The organism is Parapedobacter soli (assembly GCF_025460835.1).
Classification (GTDB): Bacteria; Bacteroidota; Bacteroidia; order Sphingobacteriales; family Sphingobacteriaceae; genus Parapedobacter; species Parapedobacter soli.
Genome location: NZ_JAMXAY010000003.1, coordinates 81,433 through 100,785 on the forward strand (window position 1 = coordinate 81,433; position 19,353 = coordinate 100,785).

Annotated in this window: 18 protein-coding genes; 7 read left to right on the forward strand and 11 right to left on the reverse strand. The window is 54.2% G+C overall.

What is annotated here, in order from left to right:
- Nucleotides 1-5 precede the first annotated feature (5 nt).
- The 5 genes from NGM62_RS02505 (at nucleotide 6) to NGM62_RS02525 (ending at nucleotide 4,323) form a co-directional block, all read left to right on the forward strand.
- Nucleotides 6-1,199 (forward strand): BT_3928 family protein, encoded by a 1,194-nt coding sequence (locus tag NGM62_RS02505; RefSeq protein WP_262245613.1) that lies wholly within the window; start codon nucleotides 6-8, stop codon nucleotides 1,197-1,199.
- Nucleotides 1,192-1,704: a shikimate kinase gene (locus tag NGM62_RS02510; RefSeq protein ID WP_262245614.1), complete on the forward strand. Its 513-nt coding sequence runs from the start codon at nucleotides 1,192-1,194 to the stop codon at nucleotides 1,702-1,704. Before NGM62_RS02505 ends, NGM62_RS02510 begins: the two co-directional genes overlap by 8 nt.
- A 7-nt stretch (nucleotides 1,705-1,711) precedes the next feature.
- Entirely contained in the window at nucleotides 1,712-2,422 is a 711-nt protein-coding gene (locus tag NGM62_RS02515; RefSeq protein WP_262245615.1) for an ATP-binding cassette domain-containing protein, read from the forward strand.
- A gap of 117 nt (nucleotides 2,423-2,539) precedes the next feature.
- Nucleotides 2,540-3,115, forward strand: coding sequence for a hypothetical protein (locus tag NGM62_RS02520; protein WP_262245616.1), 576 nt, complete (start codon nucleotides 2,540-2,542; stop codon nucleotides 3,113-3,115).
- Nucleotides 3,116-3,186: 71 nt separating this feature from the next.
- Entirely contained in the window at nucleotides 3,187-4,323 is a 1,137-nt protein-coding gene (locus NGM62_RS02525) for a cysteine desulfurase family protein (RefSeq protein WP_262245617.1), read from the forward strand.
- Here the strand turns inward: NGM62_RS02525 and NGM62_RS02530 are convergent.
- From NGM62_RS02530 to NGM62_RS02580, 11 genes are all read right to left on the reverse strand, one after another.
- Nucleotides 4,320-4,652 (reverse strand): tetratricopeptide repeat protein, encoded by a 333-nt coding sequence (locus tag NGM62_RS02530; RefSeq protein ID WP_262245618.1) that lies wholly within the window; start codon nucleotides 4,650-4,652, stop codon nucleotides 4,320-4,322. The two genes, NGM62_RS02525 and NGM62_RS02530, sit on opposite strands and share 4 nt — an antisense overlap.
- Before the next feature lie 141 nt (nucleotides 4,653-4,793).
- Complete coding sequence (locus NGM62_RS02535; protein WP_262245619.1) at nucleotides 4,794-5,699, reverse strand: DUF4412 domain-containing protein; 906 nt, start codon at nucleotides 5,697-5,699, stop codon at nucleotides 4,794-4,796.
- 111 nt (nucleotides 5,700-5,810) lie between these two features.
- The gene (locus NGM62_RS02540; RefSeq protein ID WP_262245620.1) at nucleotides 5,811-6,413 is read right to left on the reverse strand and encodes a MarR family winged helix-turn-helix transcriptional regulator; all 603 of its coding nucleotides are present in this window, start codon (nucleotides 6,411-6,413) and stop codon (nucleotides 5,811-5,813) included.
- Entirely contained in the window at nucleotides 6,410-6,676 is a 267-nt protein-coding gene (locus tag NGM62_RS02545; protein WP_262245621.1) for a DUF2024 family protein, read from the reverse strand. The genes NGM62_RS02540 and NGM62_RS02545 overlap by 4 nt, the downstream gene beginning before the upstream one ends.
- Before the next feature lie 135 nt (nucleotides 6,677-6,811).
- Nucleotides 6,812-7,048, reverse strand: a complete 237-nt coding sequence (locus tag NGM62_RS02550; RefSeq protein ID WP_262245622.1) for a thioredoxin family protein — start codon at nucleotides 7,046-7,048, stop codon at nucleotides 6,812-6,814.
- A gap of 166 nt (nucleotides 7,049-7,214) precedes the next feature.
- Nucleotides 7,215-7,580: a hypothetical protein gene (locus NGM62_RS02555; protein ID WP_262245623.1), complete on the reverse strand. Its 366-nt coding sequence runs from the start codon at nucleotides 7,578-7,580 to the stop codon at nucleotides 7,215-7,217.
- 6 nt (nucleotides 7,581-7,586) lie between these two features.
- Nucleotides 7,587-10,040 (reverse strand): penicillin acylase family protein, encoded by a 2,454-nt coding sequence (locus tag NGM62_RS02560; protein WP_262245624.1) that lies wholly within the window; start codon nucleotides 10,038-10,040, stop codon nucleotides 7,587-7,589.
- A gap of 134 nt (nucleotides 10,041-10,174) precedes the next feature.
- A complete protein-coding gene (locus NGM62_RS02565; protein ID WP_262245625.1) occupies nucleotides 10,175-12,151 on the reverse strand; it encodes a c-type cytochrome in 1,977 nt (658 codons plus the stop codon).
- 10 nt (nucleotides 12,152-12,161) lie between these two features.
- Complete coding sequence (locus NGM62_RS02570; RefSeq protein WP_262245626.1) at nucleotides 12,162-13,472, reverse strand: DUF1080 domain-containing protein; 1,311 nt, start codon at nucleotides 13,470-13,472, stop codon at nucleotides 12,162-12,164.
- Between the two features lie 70 nt (nucleotides 13,473-13,542).
- Nucleotides 13,543-14,160: an IMPACT family protein gene (locus NGM62_RS02575; RefSeq protein ID WP_262245627.1), complete on the reverse strand. Its 618-nt coding sequence runs from the start codon at nucleotides 14,158-14,160 to the stop codon at nucleotides 13,543-13,545.
- Nucleotides 14,157-15,020 carry an EamA/RhaT family transporter gene (locus NGM62_RS02580; protein WP_262245628.1) on the reverse strand — a complete coding sequence of 288 codons (864 nt, stop codon included), beginning with the start codon at nucleotides 15,018-15,020 and terminating at the stop codon, nucleotides 14,157-14,159. Before NGM62_RS02580 ends, NGM62_RS02575 begins: the two co-directional genes overlap by 4 nt.
- Nucleotides 15,021-15,134: 114 nt before the next feature.
- Here NGM62_RS02580 and NGM62_RS02585 point away from each other — a divergent pair, with 114 nt between their 5' ends.
- Nucleotides 15,135-17,762 carry a valine--tRNA ligase gene (locus tag NGM62_RS02585; protein WP_262245629.1) on the forward strand — a complete coding sequence of 876 codons (2,628 nt, stop codon included), beginning with the start codon at nucleotides 15,135-15,137 and terminating at the stop codon, nucleotides 17,760-17,762.
- A 37-nt stretch (nucleotides 17,763-17,799) separates the two neighbouring features.
- Nucleotides 17,800-19,158 (forward strand): tRNA (N(6)-L-threonylcarbamoyladenosine(37)-C(2))-methylthiotransferase MtaB, encoded by a 1,359-nt coding sequence (mtaB, locus tag NGM62_RS02590; protein ID WP_262245630.1) that lies wholly within the window; start codon nucleotides 17,800-17,802, stop codon nucleotides 19,156-19,158.
- The last annotated feature ends 195 nt before the right edge of the window (nucleotides 19,159-19,353 follow it).

Here is a 19,353-nt window from a genome sequence, read left to right on the forward strand (position 1 = left end):
AGCCTATGAACACCACAACTACTCCAAACACACGCACCAATTACCTGCTCGTATTCGCACGGATAGTCACCGGGCTCCTCTTTATCTTTTCGGGACTGATCAAGGCGAACGACCCTACCGGTTTCGGTTACAAACTCGAAGAATACTTCCATGTATTCGGCACCCATTTCCTGAACGATTATGCCGTTATCATAGCGATCATCGTGTGCGCACTAGAAATCCTGCTCGGCGCGCTGCTACTGCTGGGCTATTGGGGGCGCACCGTTGCCTGGGGCCTACTGCTGCTCATCCTCTTTTTCACGTTTTTAACCTTCTATTCCGCCTTTTTCGAGGTGGTTACCTCCTGTGGGTGCTTCGGCGATGCCATACCCCTCACCCCTTGGCAATCGTTTGGCAAAGACCTGGTACTGCTGGTACTTATCCTGATTATCTTTGTCAACAGGGCAGCCATCCGCTCCATCACAAAAAGCAGGGGCACACAGGTGTTCATTACCGTGGTATTGACCATTTTAGCTGCCGGCATCGGCATCTACACCGTCAACTATCTGCCATTCATCGACTTCCTCCCCTACAAAAATGGCAATAACCTCCCCGAACTGATGACGCTGCCCGAGGGTGAAGTAGGCGATCAATACGATATCCTTTACACCTTGCGCAACAAAACAACAGGCGCCGAAAAACAGGTGTCAGACAAAGTTTACCTAGCCGATGAGCTTTGGAAGGATGAAGCATGGGAAATCGTCGGCGACCCCGAAACCAAGCTGGTCAAGAAAGGCTATCAGGTGCCCATACCCGACCTGCTGATCAGCGATGCCAACGGCGAGGATGTCACCCAGCAACTCGTCGAAAACCCCTATTACAACATCGTGGTGGTTGCCTGGAATCTGGATAAGGCCAACCTCCCGGCGCTGGACCGCATAAACAAGCTGGTTACCGAGGTGACCGACTCATACAATATCCGCGCGATATTACTCACCGCCAGCGGCACGCAGACAGCCGAGCAAGTGAGCCGGGAGCTGAGCCTGCTCACCGAGATATTCTATGCCGATGCCGTGCCGCTCAAAAGCATGGTGCGTGCAAATCCGGGTGTGTTGCTGATGCGCAACGGTACGGTCATCAACAAGTGGCATTATAACACCCTGCCCGATTTCAACACGTTAGACAAGCAGTATTTCGAAAAAGCCTATCAAGATGAATAATTCCAAATCTATTTTCCTCATCGGTTTCATGGGCAGCGGTAAGACGACCTGGGGGCGCAAGCTAGCCGCGAAAACGTCGCGTGTGTTTATCGATCTCGACGACGAAATCGTCAACGCGTCGGGCATGCCCATCCCGGCATATTTCTCACAGTACGGCGAAGCGGCCTTCAGGGAATTGGAGAGCCGGGTACTCAAGGGCCTGCCGTTGCAGCCGCCTGCAATTATTGCCACTGGCGGCGGTACACCTTGTTATTTCGACAACATGGCGTGGATGAATAAAAATGGCAAAACCATTTACTTTTACCTCACTCCCAGGGCCCTATGGTGCCGGCTCATGCAGACCGATATCGCTTCGCGCCCGGCACTCCGTGGGCTCACCGGAAAACCACTGCTGGACGACATCACGGCGAAACTCGCCGAAAGAACCCCCCATTACCAGCAGGCCACCCACATTGTCGATCAGCTCTCGCTGCGATTAGATGACCTCATCAGCTTATCGAAGTGACCCCACTATGTCGATCCACGTAGCCAACCTCCATAAACACTACGGCTCGCACCAAGCGCTGAAAGGCATTTCATTCGAAGCAAAACCGGGTCGCGTGCTCGGGTTCCTCGGACCCAACGGTGCCGGCAAAACCACCACCATGAAAATCCTGGCCGGCAGCCTCACCCCCACCTCGGGGGAGGTCACCCTATCGGGCATACCCATCCAAGAAGATAGTATCGCCGCCCGCCGCCGCACAGGTTACCTACCCGAAGACAATCCGCTTTACCAAGACATGTACGTGCGCGAAGCACTCGCCTTCATGGCCGGCCTCCACGGTATAGCCAACCGCAAGGCCCGTATCGCTGAGGTCATCGCCCTTACTGGCATCACCACCGAGCAGCACAAAAAAATACACCAGCTGTCCAAAGGCTATCGCCAGCGCGTGGGACTGGCACAGGCCATCCTCCACGACCCCGACATCCTGATCCTCGACGAGCCGACCTCGGGGCTGGACCCCAACCAACTCCAGGACATCCGGTCGTTGATCAAAAACCTTGGCCGCGAAAAAACACTGTTACTGTCTACCCACATCATGCAGGAAGTGGCCGCCCTCTGCGACGACGTCATCATCATCCACCGAGGCCTGATTGTAGCCGATTTCCCGCTGGACCAATTGGAAACGAGGTACGGCGAGGAGCACCTGGAGGCATTATTCACCCGCCTCACCTCCAACTGAATCAACCCGGTTAACCTAAGCCTGGAAACAATATGGCACGTTTTATGTTATTTAACCAAACAGTTAAATTAGTTAAACGAGTATTTAACACGAACATTTACATTTAAACAAAAGACCATGAAACGTGCATTTTTATTTTCAGCATTATTCCTAGCTGGCATATTAGCAGCTAGTGCACAAGACATCAACAAACCGCAGACATCGGCCAACGTCGGCATTACCCCGGTTCAAAAAGGAAATTGGATTGTGGGCGGGAGCTTAGGAAGTTTAGGATACAGCTTCGAGGGAGAAAATTTCAATATTACGATCAACCCCAGGGCAGGCTATTTCGTATCAGACGGCGTGGCAGTTGGTTTAAGTCTGATCGGTTCGTTAGCCACCGTTCCCGACAGCGACAACCTGTGGGGGTATGGTGTTGCACCATTTGTACGCTATTATTTCCCGCAAGGCTCAAGCGCAAGTGGCCGTTTCTTTGCACAGGGTGATGTGGGAATCTCAGGCAGCTCTCCGGGGTCGGGTGCGTCCTTAGCATTGGGTGCGAATGTCGGTTATGCGCATTTCATTACCCAAAGTGTGGCATTGGAAGCCACCGCCGGCTACAACTACAGTAAAGCCACGGTTTCAGGTTCGACCGGACAAAGCGGTCTGGGGGTGGCCCTAGGCTTCCAAGTGTACCTGCCCGGGCAACGGTAGATTGCACTTTTGACACGAATATTATAGGAAAGCATCGGATATCATCCGGTGCTTTTTTTTACCTTTGCCCCATGCAAGTATATCTGGACAATGCAGCAACCACTCCCCTGGACCCACAGGTCATTGCTGCTATGGTAGAAGTGATGGAAGGGAACTACGGCAACCCGTCATCCATCCATGCACACGGCAGGCGGGCAAAAACTATTGTTGAGAAAGCCCGGAAAACGGTTGCCGGATTGCTCAACGTATCACCCGCGGAAATATTTTTCACTTCCGGAGGCACGGAGGCCGATAACACCGCCATCGTAAGGGGCATCATCGATCACGGCATCACCCACGCCATCACCTCCCCTTTGGAGCACCATGCCGTATTGCATACGCTCGAAGAACTCGAGAAAAACGGCACCATCCGGCTGAGCCTGCTATCGGTCGATACCAACGGAAATGTCGACCTGCGCCAATTGGAGCAGCTGCTGAAAGAGAACCCACGATCGCTCGTTTCACTGATGCACGCCAACAATGAAATCGGCACCATCACCGATATCGAGTACGTTTCGGCGCTATGCAAGCAGTACCAGGCGCTGTACCACTCCGATACGGTGCAAACCATGGGGCATTATGTGCACGACCTCAATAAGTTGCAGATCGATTTCGTAACAGGTGCAGCCCACAAATTCCACGGCCCCAAAGGTGTGGGCTTCCTCTACGTGAACCACCACACCAAAATCAACCCATTCATTTACGGCGGCGCCCAGGAGCGCAACATGCGCGGCGGTACCGAAAACGTGTATGGTATCGTGGGACTCGCGAAAGCCCTTGAGCTCTGCTATACACACATGGATGAACACCGGCAGTATATACAGGGCCTCAAAGACTACATGATCGGCCGGTTGAAAACACACATCCCGGATGTGCGGTTCAACGGCGACATCACTCCGGACAACAGCCTGTATACCGTGCTCAACGTTTCGTTCCCCTGCACAGACCTGGGTGATATGTTACTGTTCAACTTAGACATATCGGGCATATCCGCTTCGGGGGGCAGCGCATGCAGCTCCGGGTCGGATATTGGTTCACACGTGCTCCACGCCATCCAAGCCGATACCGGGCGGCCCAGCGTACGCTTCTCATTTTCCAAAATCAATACGAAAGCGGAAATTGATTTTGTGGTCAGTAAACTACGTGAACTCTGTCTGGAGAAGGCTTAATCGTCGTCGTCATCATCACCGGCTGCCAGGTGGTATGCCCCCTGCAGTTCGGATAGTGCGTGCATATCACGCTTAGCACGCGCAGCCTGCATCCCTTTTTCATACGTATCCACCGCATCCGCTTTGCGCCCCAGGGCTTCGTATAGCTTACCGAGGTGGTAATAGGTACCCACATAGTCGGGGTGGTCATTCACCAACGCTTCGTAGTGGTGAAGTGCATCTTCCGTTTGCCCCAGTTTGAGGTGTTCCGTAGCCAAGGCATAGGTTAAGAAGGGGTCGCCGGGGCTTTCCGCCAGGAATTCGATCAGCTGTTGTAATCGGTTGCTCATGCTGCAAACATAGTGATTTTTCGGTTTTATGCAGCACCTCATCGAAGTAGACACCATCCCACCGGATTTTCATAAAGCGTCGGATGATAGCCCCGTGGCCATGTATTTAATTGCCGTTCCCAGGAATAACAAAAGGTTGAATCACAGTGCCATAGACTGATAATCCTTTTTATTGATGGCCATAGATACCTCTTTCAATTCGGTGCAAATCATCCGGACGTTGCCTTTTTTTCTATTTTTGGGGGTATACTCCATTTCCATGAACAGTGCTTTGGGCCCTAGATTGGGCAGTCCCTCCGGGATATAATCGCCTTTCAATGCACCGCCCATCAAACCTACGGGCGTTTCATCCGTTACCCATACCTTCGATACGCCGTCTTCGGTTTCCATTTGGAACCCCTTGCAGCGATAACCGAGTATGGTCTTGCTTTCAATTGGTGTGATTTTCACGTCAGCAGCATCTTCATCGGTAGCTTTCTTCATGTATTGGTCTATCAGCTTTTTATCACCACTGAGGCGCATGGCCGTCTTTTGTTCGCCGTCGTCCATGAACATGATCATACTTTTGAGGTCCATATCCATCACGGCCAGCTGGCCGGATCCCTCACCGGCCTGCACTTCCGTGCCGAAATAGGCAGCATCCGGTTCCAACCAGTACAACACGTTGGTTTCGGCCTGCTGGCTTTCGTCTATTATTGTCATCGTAGCACGATAAGAGAATGTATATGCGTTGGGCACGTCTTCCATGCTACCGCCGCCGAGTAGTGCTGCCAGTGCTGATTGGCGCTTGGCCGCCGCATCATTCTCTGCGGTGGTACCTTTCTCGTCCGTGCTTGCTTTTTCTTTGCTGCCCTTTTCTCCGCCTTCAAACACTTTGTCCAGGGCTTTGTCCGTCTTCTTCTCCGTTTCGCGCTCTACGCGGCGTTCCACGGTCCGTTCGGCAGCCTTTTCGGCCTTTTCGCCCAATTTTTTTAAAAACTGGCCATTTGCTGCGCCCATACTTCCTACTGCCAGCGCCGCCATCAATACGATTGCTTTATAATTCATAATCCACTCTTTTTACATGGTCGTTTCAAACAAACAAAGGTCTCCAGAAAAAACCCGGAATCCAATACACCAAATTAGGTATTTATAGCTCCTATCCGTATTCCAGCAGGCTTATACCGGCACGTGTTCAGCGCAATCTACCCGTAGTTCGGTCGGTGCCAGCGATTGGTTCAGCAATTGGCAGAAGTGGCCTTGTCCGCCGGACCCCGGCCGATAGTGTGAACAGGTGAAGCACATCCGTTGCGGGGTGATGACCCCTACCCTGTTCAGGTGACGGATAATCCCAATTAGACTCAACAGCAGATTTTCCTTATCACCGGCATCCAATTCGTCGAGGGGTGCCCGTAGCTCGCGCGTGAACAGGGAAGTCTGGCTGGCAATGTCTTTCCCTTTATCAGAGAGACGTATGGCATAACTCCTCGTATCTCGTTCGGTATACTCCTTGCTAATCAACCCTTTCTGTTCCAATGATTTAACCGTGTCACTGATGGTCGCTTTGGTCATATTAAATTCCGAAGCCAGGTAGCTCACTTTCCGTTTCTCCTCACTATGGTGCAATAAAAAAATCAGTACCTGGACCTGTATAGGACTTAAGGCGTGCTCCTTACTCTCCGTCCACAGCAATACCCGGAACGCCTGTGCTATGCGTTCTAGAGAAGCAATTATCTTGCTGTCCATGCGCTGGTTCTGCGGATCGAAATCAGAATGGCTCATCCGTCGCAATTTTCCATTTCATAGATATAATAGCCCTTTTCCTTAATGGTGGCCTCCCACAGCGGTCTTACGGTCTCGACATGACAGAACCTACACTCCCTAGACGTGAGTGGCTGCCCTTCCTGTCCCTTACGTACTAAATAATCCCGGCCATAGGTGTGGATAGTTGCCGCGTCTGTTACTTCCACAGGGGCGATGATATCGAAGTGCATCGTGGTACCATCTTTTTTTTCAACGTATGTATCCCAAACCGATACTTGCATATTATCTTGGTTTTGCGCGTCGGGCTGCTATCGTATGCAACCATCCGCTGTTATAAACATCATTCGATTCAATCAAAGGGAAGGGCACCCTTGCAAAGCCAGCGTCGGTAGTCCCTTCCCATCGTGGTAGCCCCGCTAGCCTTTTACATCGGCCATGGATGCACCGAAATTAATGTGCAGCACATTGCCCTGGGGGGTAACCAAAGCAGGAACGGATTTTACACCCGCAGCTTCCGCCTCCGCGATCCGTCCACTGTCATCGCCCAAGTGTACTACTTCCACCTTTTCCGTCCCGATAAGGTTGATGATGTCCTGTTCTGCACTTACACAAACCGGACATCCAGCATGATAAAAAATTGATTTGCTCATCATTGGTTGTTAATTTATCCGACGGCAATATTGCCGGAACAAATATAGTTAGGATTCCTAACAATGCAAATTTTATTTTCAATCCGATACTGATTGGCAACTACCGATCTACCCGGTTATCACTGAGAACGGTGGAGATCTCTTCCACATCCATAAGGACGACACGGCACTAATGCGCAGGCCGTAGAAGCTGCCTCATCCGTAGACCTGCCAGTCCGGAAAACCCACCCACGAGTGCGGCCACTAAGGCTGCCAGAGCCATCATCAGCACAATTCCTAGCGTGCCGGCGGCCCACGGTGCACTCCCGGTGAAGATACCTGCCACCTGGGCAGCCAGGCCCGACCCTGTGCTGACATGTAGGTAAATACCATAACCTACCCACAGCAGGGCACTGGTGCCTGCCGACTGCCAAAAGGCGCTCCGGGCACAGCGCGACAGCCACCAACAGCCCACAAAGCAAACCGGTGCCAAAACCCACCACGGGCCGATAAACGATAACAACGCACCTACTACGAGTATAAAAAGGAACAGCATATCGTGTTAATTTTTCGGTTTCAATATCATGTCCCGTTGCAGCCTCGACGACTGTTCATCCACAGTTTTCATGAACAATAGCGTATCCAAATCGCCATTGGCCCATCGGTCGATCATATTGTCATAGTAAATGCTTCCGGGGTTGCCCGACTGCCCACCGGGATAAAGGCCGTACGCTATCGGCCAATCGTTGTCCAGCTGTACCACCATCCGCCACGAAGGGCCGTGGGTATGCGATGTGGCGTTAACAATGCCGTCGCCACCGCCGGTAACAATGCCCGAGCGCCCGAACGACACGAAATTGGGCACCAGGTGCATCACGTGTGTGTTTTTTACACGGCCCCACGCCCAATCGGTAGCCGACAGCTCACCGTACCGCTTACGCAATGTATCGATGGCCTGCCGGAAGCTCTGGCAGATGATGCCGTCAATCGTCTCGACAGTATCTATTGTGAGCACGTTGTCGAACCATTTGGCACCGGGCTCATTGTTGATGAGCCGGTATGTACGGTCGAGGCTCGGGTATAGCAGCTGTTCATCCCGCGGGAATTCGTCGCCCCAGATGGCGGTGAGCAGCTTGTCCAGCCACGCGTCAAAAATCGTAGCCCCCACTGCATCGGCATTATTCAGGTAGTCCCAGCGGTCGAGCGCGTCGTACTCCACCGTCCGTCTGATGGAGTCGTCGGTAGCCAAGCCACGCATCAGCCGTGGCAGTATCCGCCGGGCATCCACATTGAAGTTATCGTTCTGCAGGCTGCGCAGGCTATCGGCCGTGGCAGCGGTCATGGCTTCCAGCCGCTCATTGATACGGATGGCCCTGCTGTCGTGGGCGAATTGCCAATCAAGGTAGTAGGGGTAAGTGGTATCTGCAGGGAATTGGTTTGCCGAGCTCACAAAGCCCTGTGGTGGATTCTTCACGGTAGGGTTCTGTTCCGGTGGGATCCATCCCTGCCAGTCGTGCGCCGCCAGTGTGCCATCCAGGAGATACTTCCCCTGCCCTTTCCATTTGAGGGGAAGCTTGCCGTTCGAGGTAATGGCGATATCATCACCGTTGCTCGAAAAAATGAAGTTCTGTGCCGGCGCGGTGAAATAGGCCAGTGCTTCGCGATAATCATCGTAGTTTTCGGATCGGTTGAGGTAATAGAACGTCAGCACATCGGCCCCGTCGGTCTCGTTGGCGATCCACCGCATAGCATAGCCTACGGGAATCCGCTTGGTATAGCCGCCTTCAACGGGCTTATGGTACACCACCGGTCCGTGGTGGGTATAGTAGAGAGTATCGCGTAACGGTGCACTGCCCTTTATTCGGAAGGTTTCTACATACATCGTGGTGGGTTTCCATTGCCCATCGTGCCAATACTCGGCAAATGTACTGTCGCGGAAATGGATGCGGTAGAAATCCATCACATCCGAACCGACATTGGTGACACCCCAGGCCACGTCTTTATTGAAGCCGATGATGATAGCCGGCGTACCCGGAAGGGTCACACCATATACATTTACTCCGGGCGCCGACAGCTGCAACTGGTACCAAATAGATGGCAATGTGAGTTGCAGGTGCGGGTCGTTGGCCAGGATGGGCAGGCCCGTGGCCGAACGCACACCTCCCACAGCCCAGTTGTTGCTACCCACTTCGGGCCGCGGTGCCGGTACCGAGAATGCGAGCAAGCTGCTATCAGGCATGACGGCCACCTCGTGTGGTACCGGCGGAACTGCCAGCGGATCGAAATTCCATGGCGTTCCCGGCGGTACAATGGGCGACGCCATGGCGGGGTACGCTGGGAAAAGGTCGGCCACCACATCGGCCCCGTACCTGGCCAGCACCTCGGTGAGCCGGTAGTCGTTGCTGCCCCCATTCAGCGTGCTGCGCATATTCATCAGCATCAGGATGGACTTGTAGGGCGACCACGGCTCCGGCCGGTAGTTCAGCAGTTTGTATTCAACGGGCAGGTCCTTGTAGGTCAGCTGGTCGATGTAAGCATTCACACCGGCAGCGTATGCCTCCAGCATCCGATGCGCTACGGTGTCGGCTGCCAGCCGCTCGGCAATGGTGGCAGCAGACCGCGCCATACCCAACCGCCTATTGAAGCGGTCGTACTCGAGTGCAGCTCCACCCACCACCTCCGTAAGGCGGCCTGCCGCAACAAGCGTATAAAATTCCATCTGCCACAGCCGGTCGCGCGCAATCACATACCCCTGTGCAAAATAGAGGTCGTCGTCATTCCGGGCAAAAATATGCGGCACCGCATTATCGTCGTACCGCACCACCACGTCGTCGGTGATTCCGGACAATACAATTTCGCTACCGCCAGACTGCGGCTCTGCTTCGGCGTTCTGCAGGTATCCCTGGAATGGGCTGAGTAACTTACCTAGTGGTGGCAACACGCCCCAAGCATGGTGGAAGCCATAAGCCAATACTACGGCAACGACCAGGGGCCAAAGGTGTTTGATGGTTTTCATTCCGCTATGTGGTTTTGAAAATCATGTCGGGTTCATAATGGCGGCACAACTGAGTTCAAACTTAGTTAAAGTAAGGGAAATAAAAAAATCCAGCCCCATGGAATGGAGCTGGATTATACCGGTATGCTGGCGGATCAGTTTGCCAACGAATTGATGTATGCTGCAATCTTGAGTGCATCTGCCTTGGGCACATGCGGCATCGGTGCCATGGGAGTGGCGTAGCCGGGCCAGTTTTGCGGTTGCGGATTGTAAATCAATTCGACGATTTTCTCGTCCGAATACTTCCGCTTGGCGATATCTGCATACGAGGGCCCTACTTGTCTTTTATCCGGGTTGTGGCAGGCGATGCAGGTATATTTTGTGAGCAGCCCCTCAACCTCTTTGAAGGTGGGCGCCTTGGCAACTGCTTTTTTCACTGCCGGTGCTTTCACCGCAGCGGCCGCCGTGCCTGACTGCTTTGGCACCACCACAGGCTCCGGTTCGGGTTCCGGCAGCGGGATAGAGCTGTCTTTGGTGCTTACCTCATCCATCGCCAGCTTCGCCCCCTGGGGGACGCTATGCAATGTGTAATAAGCCGTTGGGTGGATAAGCGAATAGAAGCGGTCCTTTTCGCGGATGCCATCCAGCGTGATGGTATGAATATAGTGTTCTTTCAGGCCATCTACGATGATGCGTGCACGCAAGCCATCGGCAGAGACCTTTACGCCTTTAACCGGATGCGATTGCACGTCTACTGGCGGACTGCCGTAAACGGGATGGTATTTATAGGTATAGCTTTCTACATGGTACGACGCCAGGTCATTGGCCGAGGCGGTATCGACCGGGAGCGTGAAGGTGATTTCAAACCCATCGGGCATCGCTTTCACGGTTTGCATCTCAAAGGGTATTTCACCGTTCCATTCCAGCCGCTCCAGTCCTTCGTTGGCATCGCCGGCCGAGCCCCAGCCACGGTTTGTCTCGCCCACGAACAGTGAGCCGTCTGGGGCCCACTCGATGCGCAGCACGCCCGACCGGAAGCCACTACGGAATCCAATAGCAGCCCCCTGCAACTGGCCGTTCACCTCTTCTAGCATCACACGCGACAGCATGCTCATCCCTTGGTCGCCCACCAGTACCTGGCCTGCAAACGGACCGAATACGCCGTCAGGGATGACGGTAGGCTGCGAAGAAGAGATCCCGAGGATGCCATGCGGCAGCCATACGGCTGGCAGCCTGAACTCGCCGAACTCCTGCTTGGCATCGAATGCGGTCTTATACTGCTCATTGATGATATTTTCGGGCTTGATAAAGCGGCCTTGGTCGTTCTTCACCCGGCGTTCGTCCATTTTTGAAACGAACTGCTCAGTAGTGAGCTTCACGGGCGATCCGGGGAGGCCCGCCCACCGCAAGCCGGCGGGGTGTCCCATAAAGTCACCTTTGTTCACTTGCCATAGTCCGCCCGAGCCGATCCAGTCGCCCTGGTTTTCTGTATAGAAAAACTGGCCGTTGAGCAGCCCCGGTCCGGCCGGTGAACGCATGCCCGTAGCCCACGGGGTGAGTTTGCCGTCTTCGGTGATGTTTACCGCCCAGCCACGCCACGGCACACGGCTTTCGCCGCGCCACCACTCTTCATCGCCGAAGGCTACATTGCCCGTCACAAAGAAAGACCCGTCGGGTGCAATGATCGGGCCGAACGAATATTCGTGGTAATGGCCCGACAGGGGCCACGCGTAAATCGTTTCGTAAACATCGGCCTTACCGTCGTTGTCGGTATCCACAAGTTTGGTCAATTCGCCCCGTTGGGCGCAATACAATGCACCATCTTTATAGGCCAGCCCGAGTATCTCGTGCAGGCCCGAAGCGAATTTCCGGAAATAGGGATTGCTGCTGGTCGGGTTCTCGATGATATATACGTCGCCACGCCGCGTGCTCACCCCGAGGTTGCCGTTTGGGAGCATGGCCAGGCCACCCACTTCCAGGATGATGCCCTCCGGCGTGCGTACTTTGCGGATCCGGAAATAGTCTTCTTCCTTGGGGCTCTCCTGCGCCGCGAGGCCGGATGCCCACACAAGCGCCACCACCATTGCCGCAATCAGTTTCAGGTATCGTGTCTGTTTAATCTTAGTCGTCATGGTCAAGGGATTAGAAAATGATGGAATAACGGATTACTGCGCTTGCTGGGACGAGCAATTCCTGACCATCCTGCTGGCTGCGGATGAACGGTTTGCCCTTGCCGGCTTCTTCTACCCGGAGGTACCATGCATTGTCGCCGATGAGGAACACACCCTTACCTTGGTCGGTGATGGCAGGCGCTGCCGCCAACCGTACATATAAACCATCGGTATCACCTGCAACGGCCACAGTGCGTGTGAATCCATCGCCCTTCGCCAATGGACGGATCGCATCTTCGACCTGCCGGCCGTACACCTGGTAACGGAATGTAGGTAGGTCTGCCGCATCCACCGCATATCCTTTCGGTTTATAGCCTGTGCCGGTAGTATCGGCGGGCCAGGGCTCACCGGTGGTAGCCAGCCGACCTACTGTAAGTGCGGGCACACCGAAATATAGGGGACTTCCCAGTACGCGCGAGGTGCCGTTGCCGCGGCTGTTCCACATCGGGGTCGCATCCAGGAATCCGCCGCGCCACACTTGGAACAGGCTGCCCTTGTCGAGATCGTACGTATAGTGCACCTGTTCGGGGTGCCCCACCGAGATGGCGTGTACCACGCGGGATCCGCCGGGGACGTCCATAAAGCTGCGAAGCATGGTGTTCACCTGGGCAGTGACCAGAATCGGGTCGGCACCGCCCCACTCGCCCGAAGGGTTAGCCTCGGGCAGGCTATCGGCCGTGAAATTCTTAATCGCCACCCCTCCCCGGGATACCGCAAGGCGCAAGGGCGCCTCTGCGCGGCCACTGCTGGCCCCGGGGGCCGGCAACTGCACGTCTTCGTGGATGACGACGCCATTCAACTCTGCTCGCAGGAGGCGTGCCGGCGCAATGTTGTGCCCTTGGCTGTCGAACCGCGGTGCGCGGAACCGGATGCGCAACTGCTGCCAAATTCCAGGTGCGCGGACCACCTGCTGCCGCGGCGGATACACGCCGGCCTTGGCGTCGGCCAACGCAATGGGATAAGCATCGTGCAAATACAAGGTCGCCTCGGCCCCATCAGCAAGGAGGTAGTCGAATGCAAGCTCGATATCGCCATACGCCGCCGTCGACACCAGATCATCCGGGCGGCCCCTTCGGTCGGATGCATGGGCCAAAATGGCATCACCCGGCGCGGTGACCAGAGCCCGCTGCTTGGACAAGGGGACGGTAACCTTACCCACAGACTCCCAGCCCTTGACGGACGTAGGGAAAACTTGTGCCTGCGCATCCACCGCAAAACTTCCTAATACAGTGGTTAGCACAAAAAACACAGCTGATTTCGAAGCATACTTCAGTAAAATCATGAATTGTTTGTTTTTGTATGTTAAAATTCGGGCGCTAAGATAAATGTTAATCCAATATTTCCATGAAATGTTAACAGGTCTTAACAAAAGCGATGGAAATGCCTTCGATTTTATCCAAGCGACCCAGCACCCGCTCTACATGCAACTGCCGGATTCCGAGCTCTATCGTACAGCGGGTGTCGAAATCCTGCTTCAACACATCGAGGTCTTCCGTTTTGACGATCCGCATTACATCGTTGAGCTGGTCGTACGCAAATGTCATCCGGTATATATCGTTGACTGTCAGCTCTACGATATCGGCCACTGAAAGCGCCGCTTGCGTAGCCGATTTATAGGCATGGATAAGGCCCGGTACGCCCAGCAGGGTACCGCCGAAATAACGGACCACTACTACGAGCACATTGGTCACGTCGTGAGACAGCAACGTGTTGAGGATAGGCCGTCCGGCCGTGCCCGACGGCTCGCCATCGTCGTTGATACGGAAAACGGAGCGGTCGGGTGTGAGCCGATACGCCCAGCAGTGGTGGCGGGCCTTGGGGTGCTCGGCTTTCACCGCGCTCACCAATTCCTTTGCCGTCGCCTCATCTTTCAGCGGATAGGCATAGGCAATGAACTTGCTGCCGCGGTCCTTAAACTGCCCCTCCACAGGCGCAGCAATGGTTTTATATGTATCATCAAATAAACTCATAAATAAGCAATTATCAATACGGATACCAATGCCAAAACAATCCCAACTTTATTGATAGGAGATAGCTTCTCCTGGAACAGATATATCCCCACCAGGGCGCCAAGTGCGATGACACCTACGTTCATGCCGGTGAAAACGACGGACGGATTATCGGGCACTGCCCGATGGGCTTTCATGTAAAATAAGATATTGGCAAAATTGAACCCACCCAATACCACCCCCCAGAAGATGGCATGCATGGAGAATTTCTTGCGCAACACGATGAGGTGGTACGCCAGCAGGGCGAACGCAGCAACCATGGCCAGACTGAAGACCACAAGCATAGACGTGGTGTAGGGTACGCCGGTGTGCTGTGCCACGTGCTTGAAAAGGATATCGATAACGCCGTACCCGAAAAACACGATCATGGGAAATATCCATACCCGGTGGTTGGGGCCGTACTGGTTCCTGCCCTTGTGCCAGCCGATGCTACACAAGATGCCCGCGACACCGATGGCAACCCCTACCAGCTTACCGGCCTGCGGCGACTCGTTGAACAGCCAGAAGGCAGCAATCAGTGTGATGAATAGCGAAAGGCGTTGTGCCACCTCGGTGCGCACGATGCCCGCATAGCGGATGGAGGCGCTCAGTGCCAAAAAAATGCCGGGCAGCAGGATAGCCAGTGCACCGTATAGCGGCCATGGCACAACACCGGTATAGACGGGCGACAATTCGGGCTGCAGGAAAAACCATGCGCTGCATACCGCAACTGGATAGTTCCACACGATAAGCTGTGTGGTATCCACAGCATAACGCCGCGCCAGCTTCAGGATAACAGAAACAGTGACACTGCAAAGGACACTGAACAATACATATACCATCGTTGCACTGCTTAGGGGGGCAAAGTTAGCAATACTTCCCGTACAGGGCAGATTCGATTTGCTTTAACACGTATCTTTCGCTAATTTTGCGTCCCTAAAAACGCAGACGATCCCATGCAGATATCCAAGACATACAACCCCAGGGAAGCCGAAAGCAAATGGTATTCCTTTTGGAAGGAAAATGGCTTTTTCAGGTCAGTACCCGACGAGCGGGAGCCTTATACCATCGTGATGCCTCCGCCGAACGTGACGGGCGTGCTCCACATGGGCCACATGCTCAACAACACCATCCAGGATGTATTGATCCGCCGGGCCCGCATGCAGGGAAAGAATGCCTGCTGGGTGCCGGGTACGGACCACGCTTCCATCGCCACGGAAGCCAAGGTAGTAGCCATGCTTAAAGAGCGTGGTATCAGCAAAAAAGAACTAACACGTGAACAATTTCTTGAGTATGCATGGGAGTGGAAGGAGAAATACGGCGGCATCATCCTGAAGCAGCTGGAAAAGCTTGGGGCCTCCTGCGACTGGCAACGGACGCGGTTTACGATGGACCCTGACCTGTCGGACGCGGTAATCGACACATTTATCCGGCTGTACCGCAAAGGGTACATCTACCGTGGGGTACGGATGGTAAACTGGGACCCGCAGGGCCGCACGGCGGTATCGGACGAAGAAGTAATACGCCGCGAAGTGAACCAGACGCTGTACTACGTCCGGTATGCGGTGAAGGGAGAGCCGGGCGATATACCCACCTACCTTACCATTGCCACCACACGGCCTGAGACCATCATGGCCGACAGTGCCGTTTGCATCAATCCTAACGACGAACGCTGGGCCCACCTGAAAGGGAAAACGGCCATCGTGCCGCTCGTGAACCGCGAGATACCCATCATCGAGGATGAGTACGTGGACATCGCCTTTGGTACGGGCTGCCTGAAGGTAACGCCGGCGCACGATCTGAACGACTATGAGCTGGGACAAAAACACAACCTGGAGGTCATCGACATCCTCAACGACGACGGAACACTCAACGATAAAGCGGAGATTTTAGTGGGCGAAGACCGCTTCAGCGCACGCAAGGCCATTGCCAAGCTACTCGACGAGGCGGGCTTACTGGAAAAGACGGAGCCCTACACCTCACAGGTGGGTTTTTCCGAGCGCACGGATGCTGCTATCGAGCCGAAGCTTTCCATGCAATGGTTCTGCCGTATGCAGGAGCTGGCCAAGCCAGCGCTAGACTACGTGGTGAATGGCGACGTGAAGCTCATCCCCGACAAGTTCATCAACACCTACCGCTACTGGATGGAAAACATCAAAGACTGGACCATCAGCAGACAGCTATGGTGGGGGCAGCGCATCCCGGCCTGGTACAACGCCGAAGGCGAGTGGGTGGTAGCCAAGACGGAAAAAGAGGCGTCTGAAGAGTTTATTGCACAGGGAAAAACCACCGACGGCCTCCGGCAGGAAGACGATGTGCTCGACACGTGGTTTTCCTCGGGTCTGTGGCCGATGTCGGTATTCGACGGCACAAGACACCCCGACAATGCAGATATCAACTACTACTACCCTACCAACGACCTGGTCACTGCACCGGAAATCCTGTTTTTCTGGGTGGCCCGTATGATCATCTTTGGCCACGAATTCCGCGGCACCCCCCCCTTTCGGAACGTTTACCTCACGGGTATCGTGCGCGACAAGCTGGGCCGTAAGATGTCCAAATCGCTCGGTAATTCGCCCGACCCCATCGAGCTAATGGAGCAATACGGCACCGACGGGGTGCGCGTGGGCATGCTCCTCTCCTCTCCTGCCGGCAACGACCTGATGTTCGACGTGGCCTACTGCGAGCAGGGGCGTAACTTCGCCAACAAGATCTGGAATGCCTTCCGCTTGGTGAAGGGCTGGGAAGTGAGTGGCGAAACAGCCTCTTCCGCACAACGCGAGGCCGCCGTTTGGTTCGGCCACCGCTTCAACCAGGCGCTTGCCGAAATCGAAGGCCATTTCGCCAACTACCGGATATCAGACGCCTTGATGGCGACCTACAAGCTGGTATGGGACGACTTCTGCTCGTGGTACCTCGAACTGGCGAAACCGGCTTACCAGCAACCTATCGCTAAAGGGGCTTTCGACACTACTGTCGGTTTTTTCGAGTCGGTGCTTAAGCTTATACACCCGTTTATGCCGTTCATCAGCGAGGAGCTATGGCACGATGACCTCTTCGGCACACGGGCGGCACATGACTGCTGCATCGTGGCCGAATACCCCAAATGCAGCGAGTACGACAGCAAGGTACTGGCCGACTTCGCAGTGGTACAGCACGTGGTATCGGAAATACGGAACCTCCGCAATGCCAAACAGCTTTCGCCCAAGACCACGCTGCCGCTGGCCATCCACGCCACTTCAGATGTAAATTATGCCCGCTATACCGAGGCACTGGAAAAAATGGCCAATGTATCGGATATCCGCTTCACAACGGAAAAACCGGCAGGCTCAACGAGCTTCCTCGTAGGCAAAGACGAATGTTATGTGGATATCGCTCAAAACATCGATGTACATGCCGAAAAGGAACGGATCGCAAAAGAAATCGCCTACCTCAACGGCTTCCTGAAATCAGTGAACGCCAAGTTGGCCAATGAACGGTTCGTGCAAAATGCGAAGCCCGACGTTGTGGCCAACGAGCGCAACAAGAAAGCGGATGCCGAGGCCAAGCTCCAACTCCTCACAGAGAATTTGGCAAGCCTTTAGTTATTTGCGGTTTTCTACGTAACTTTGGCACCCGAACATGAGCAAGAGCGTCGCTTTCTATACCCTTGGATGTAAGCTGAATTTTTCAGAAACGTCTGCTATTGGTCGGATTTTCCAAAATGCTGGCTACAGACCCATCCCTTTCCATGACCCTGCTGATATCTATGTTATCAATACGTGCTCGGTAACAGAGAATGCCGACCGGAAATGCCGTAAAGTGGTACGCGAAGCGCTCAGCCATTCCCCCGATGCCTACATCGTGGTGGTGGGCTGCTATGCGCAGTTGAAACCACGCGAAATTACCGAAATACCGGGTGTAGATATGGTACTCGGTGCCGCCGAAAAGTTCAATATCATTGAGCATATCAATGAATTAACAAAATCAACTGAACCGATTATACATAATGCCCCGATTGCCGAGACCAATGTATTCATCCCCGCATTTTCTGTGGGCGACCGGACCCGGACGTTCCTGAAGGTACAGGACGGCTGCGACTACTCCTGCACGTTCTGCACCATCCCGTTGGCACGGGGTGCCAGCCGGAGTGGCACCATTGCCGACATTATGAAGCAGGCGGAAGATATCGGGGCTTCGGGCGTCAAGGAGATTGTGCTCACCGGGGTGAACATAGGCGATTTCGGCATCCGGGATGGTGAACGCTGCGACCGGTTCATCGACTTGGTGAAAGCGTTGGACGAGGTGGAATCGATATCACGTTTCCGGATATCCTCCATCGAGCCTAACCTCCTTACCGACGAGGTCATCGCGTTCGTGGCACAATCCAAGCGGTTTGTGCCCCACTTCCATATCCCGCTGCAGTCGGGTTCCAACCGGATACTCGGACTCATGCGCCGGCGCTATAAGCGCGAGTTGTATGCCGACCGCGTAGCACGGATTAAAGCGTTGATGCCCGACTGCTGTATTGGCGTGGACGTGATTGTCGGCTTCCCCGGCGAAACGCGCGAGGACTTCCTGGAAACCTACCAGTTCCTCAACGAACTGGATATTTCCTACCTGCATGTATTCACCTATTCAGAACGCGAAAACACCATTGCCGCCCAAATGGAAGGTGCCGTGCCGGGGGCACAGCGCGGCGAGCGCAGCAAGATGCTCCATATCCTATCGGAAAAGAAACGGCGGGCTTTCTACCAGACCCAGCTAGGTAAAGAGGGCGACGTGTTGTTTGAAAGTGACGTCAAAGACGGATACATGCACGGGTTCAGCCGCAATTATGTGAAAGTACGCACGCCATACGACCCGCTACTGGTGAACGAAACCGTTACCGTGAAATTTACCGAAATCACCGACCAGGGTGAAATGGATGTCGAGGAACTGCCGGAGGTACTCGTGCACGAGGGGGACGTCAGCACTCAGCGAATGCATGCCTCGGATTAGATGGCTACAACCTAGCTAATACGATACTCGGCAAATCGTCGATATCCCAGCTGATTCCCACCCTTTTATCGCATAAGGATACGCTCCCCAAAGGATACTACCACCCCGTTTGACATACTACAATAGTGCACCGACATATATCGATAGCGCGTTGTTGTCTTACAAAAGCACGCTGTGATAGGTCAAAGGGGCGTT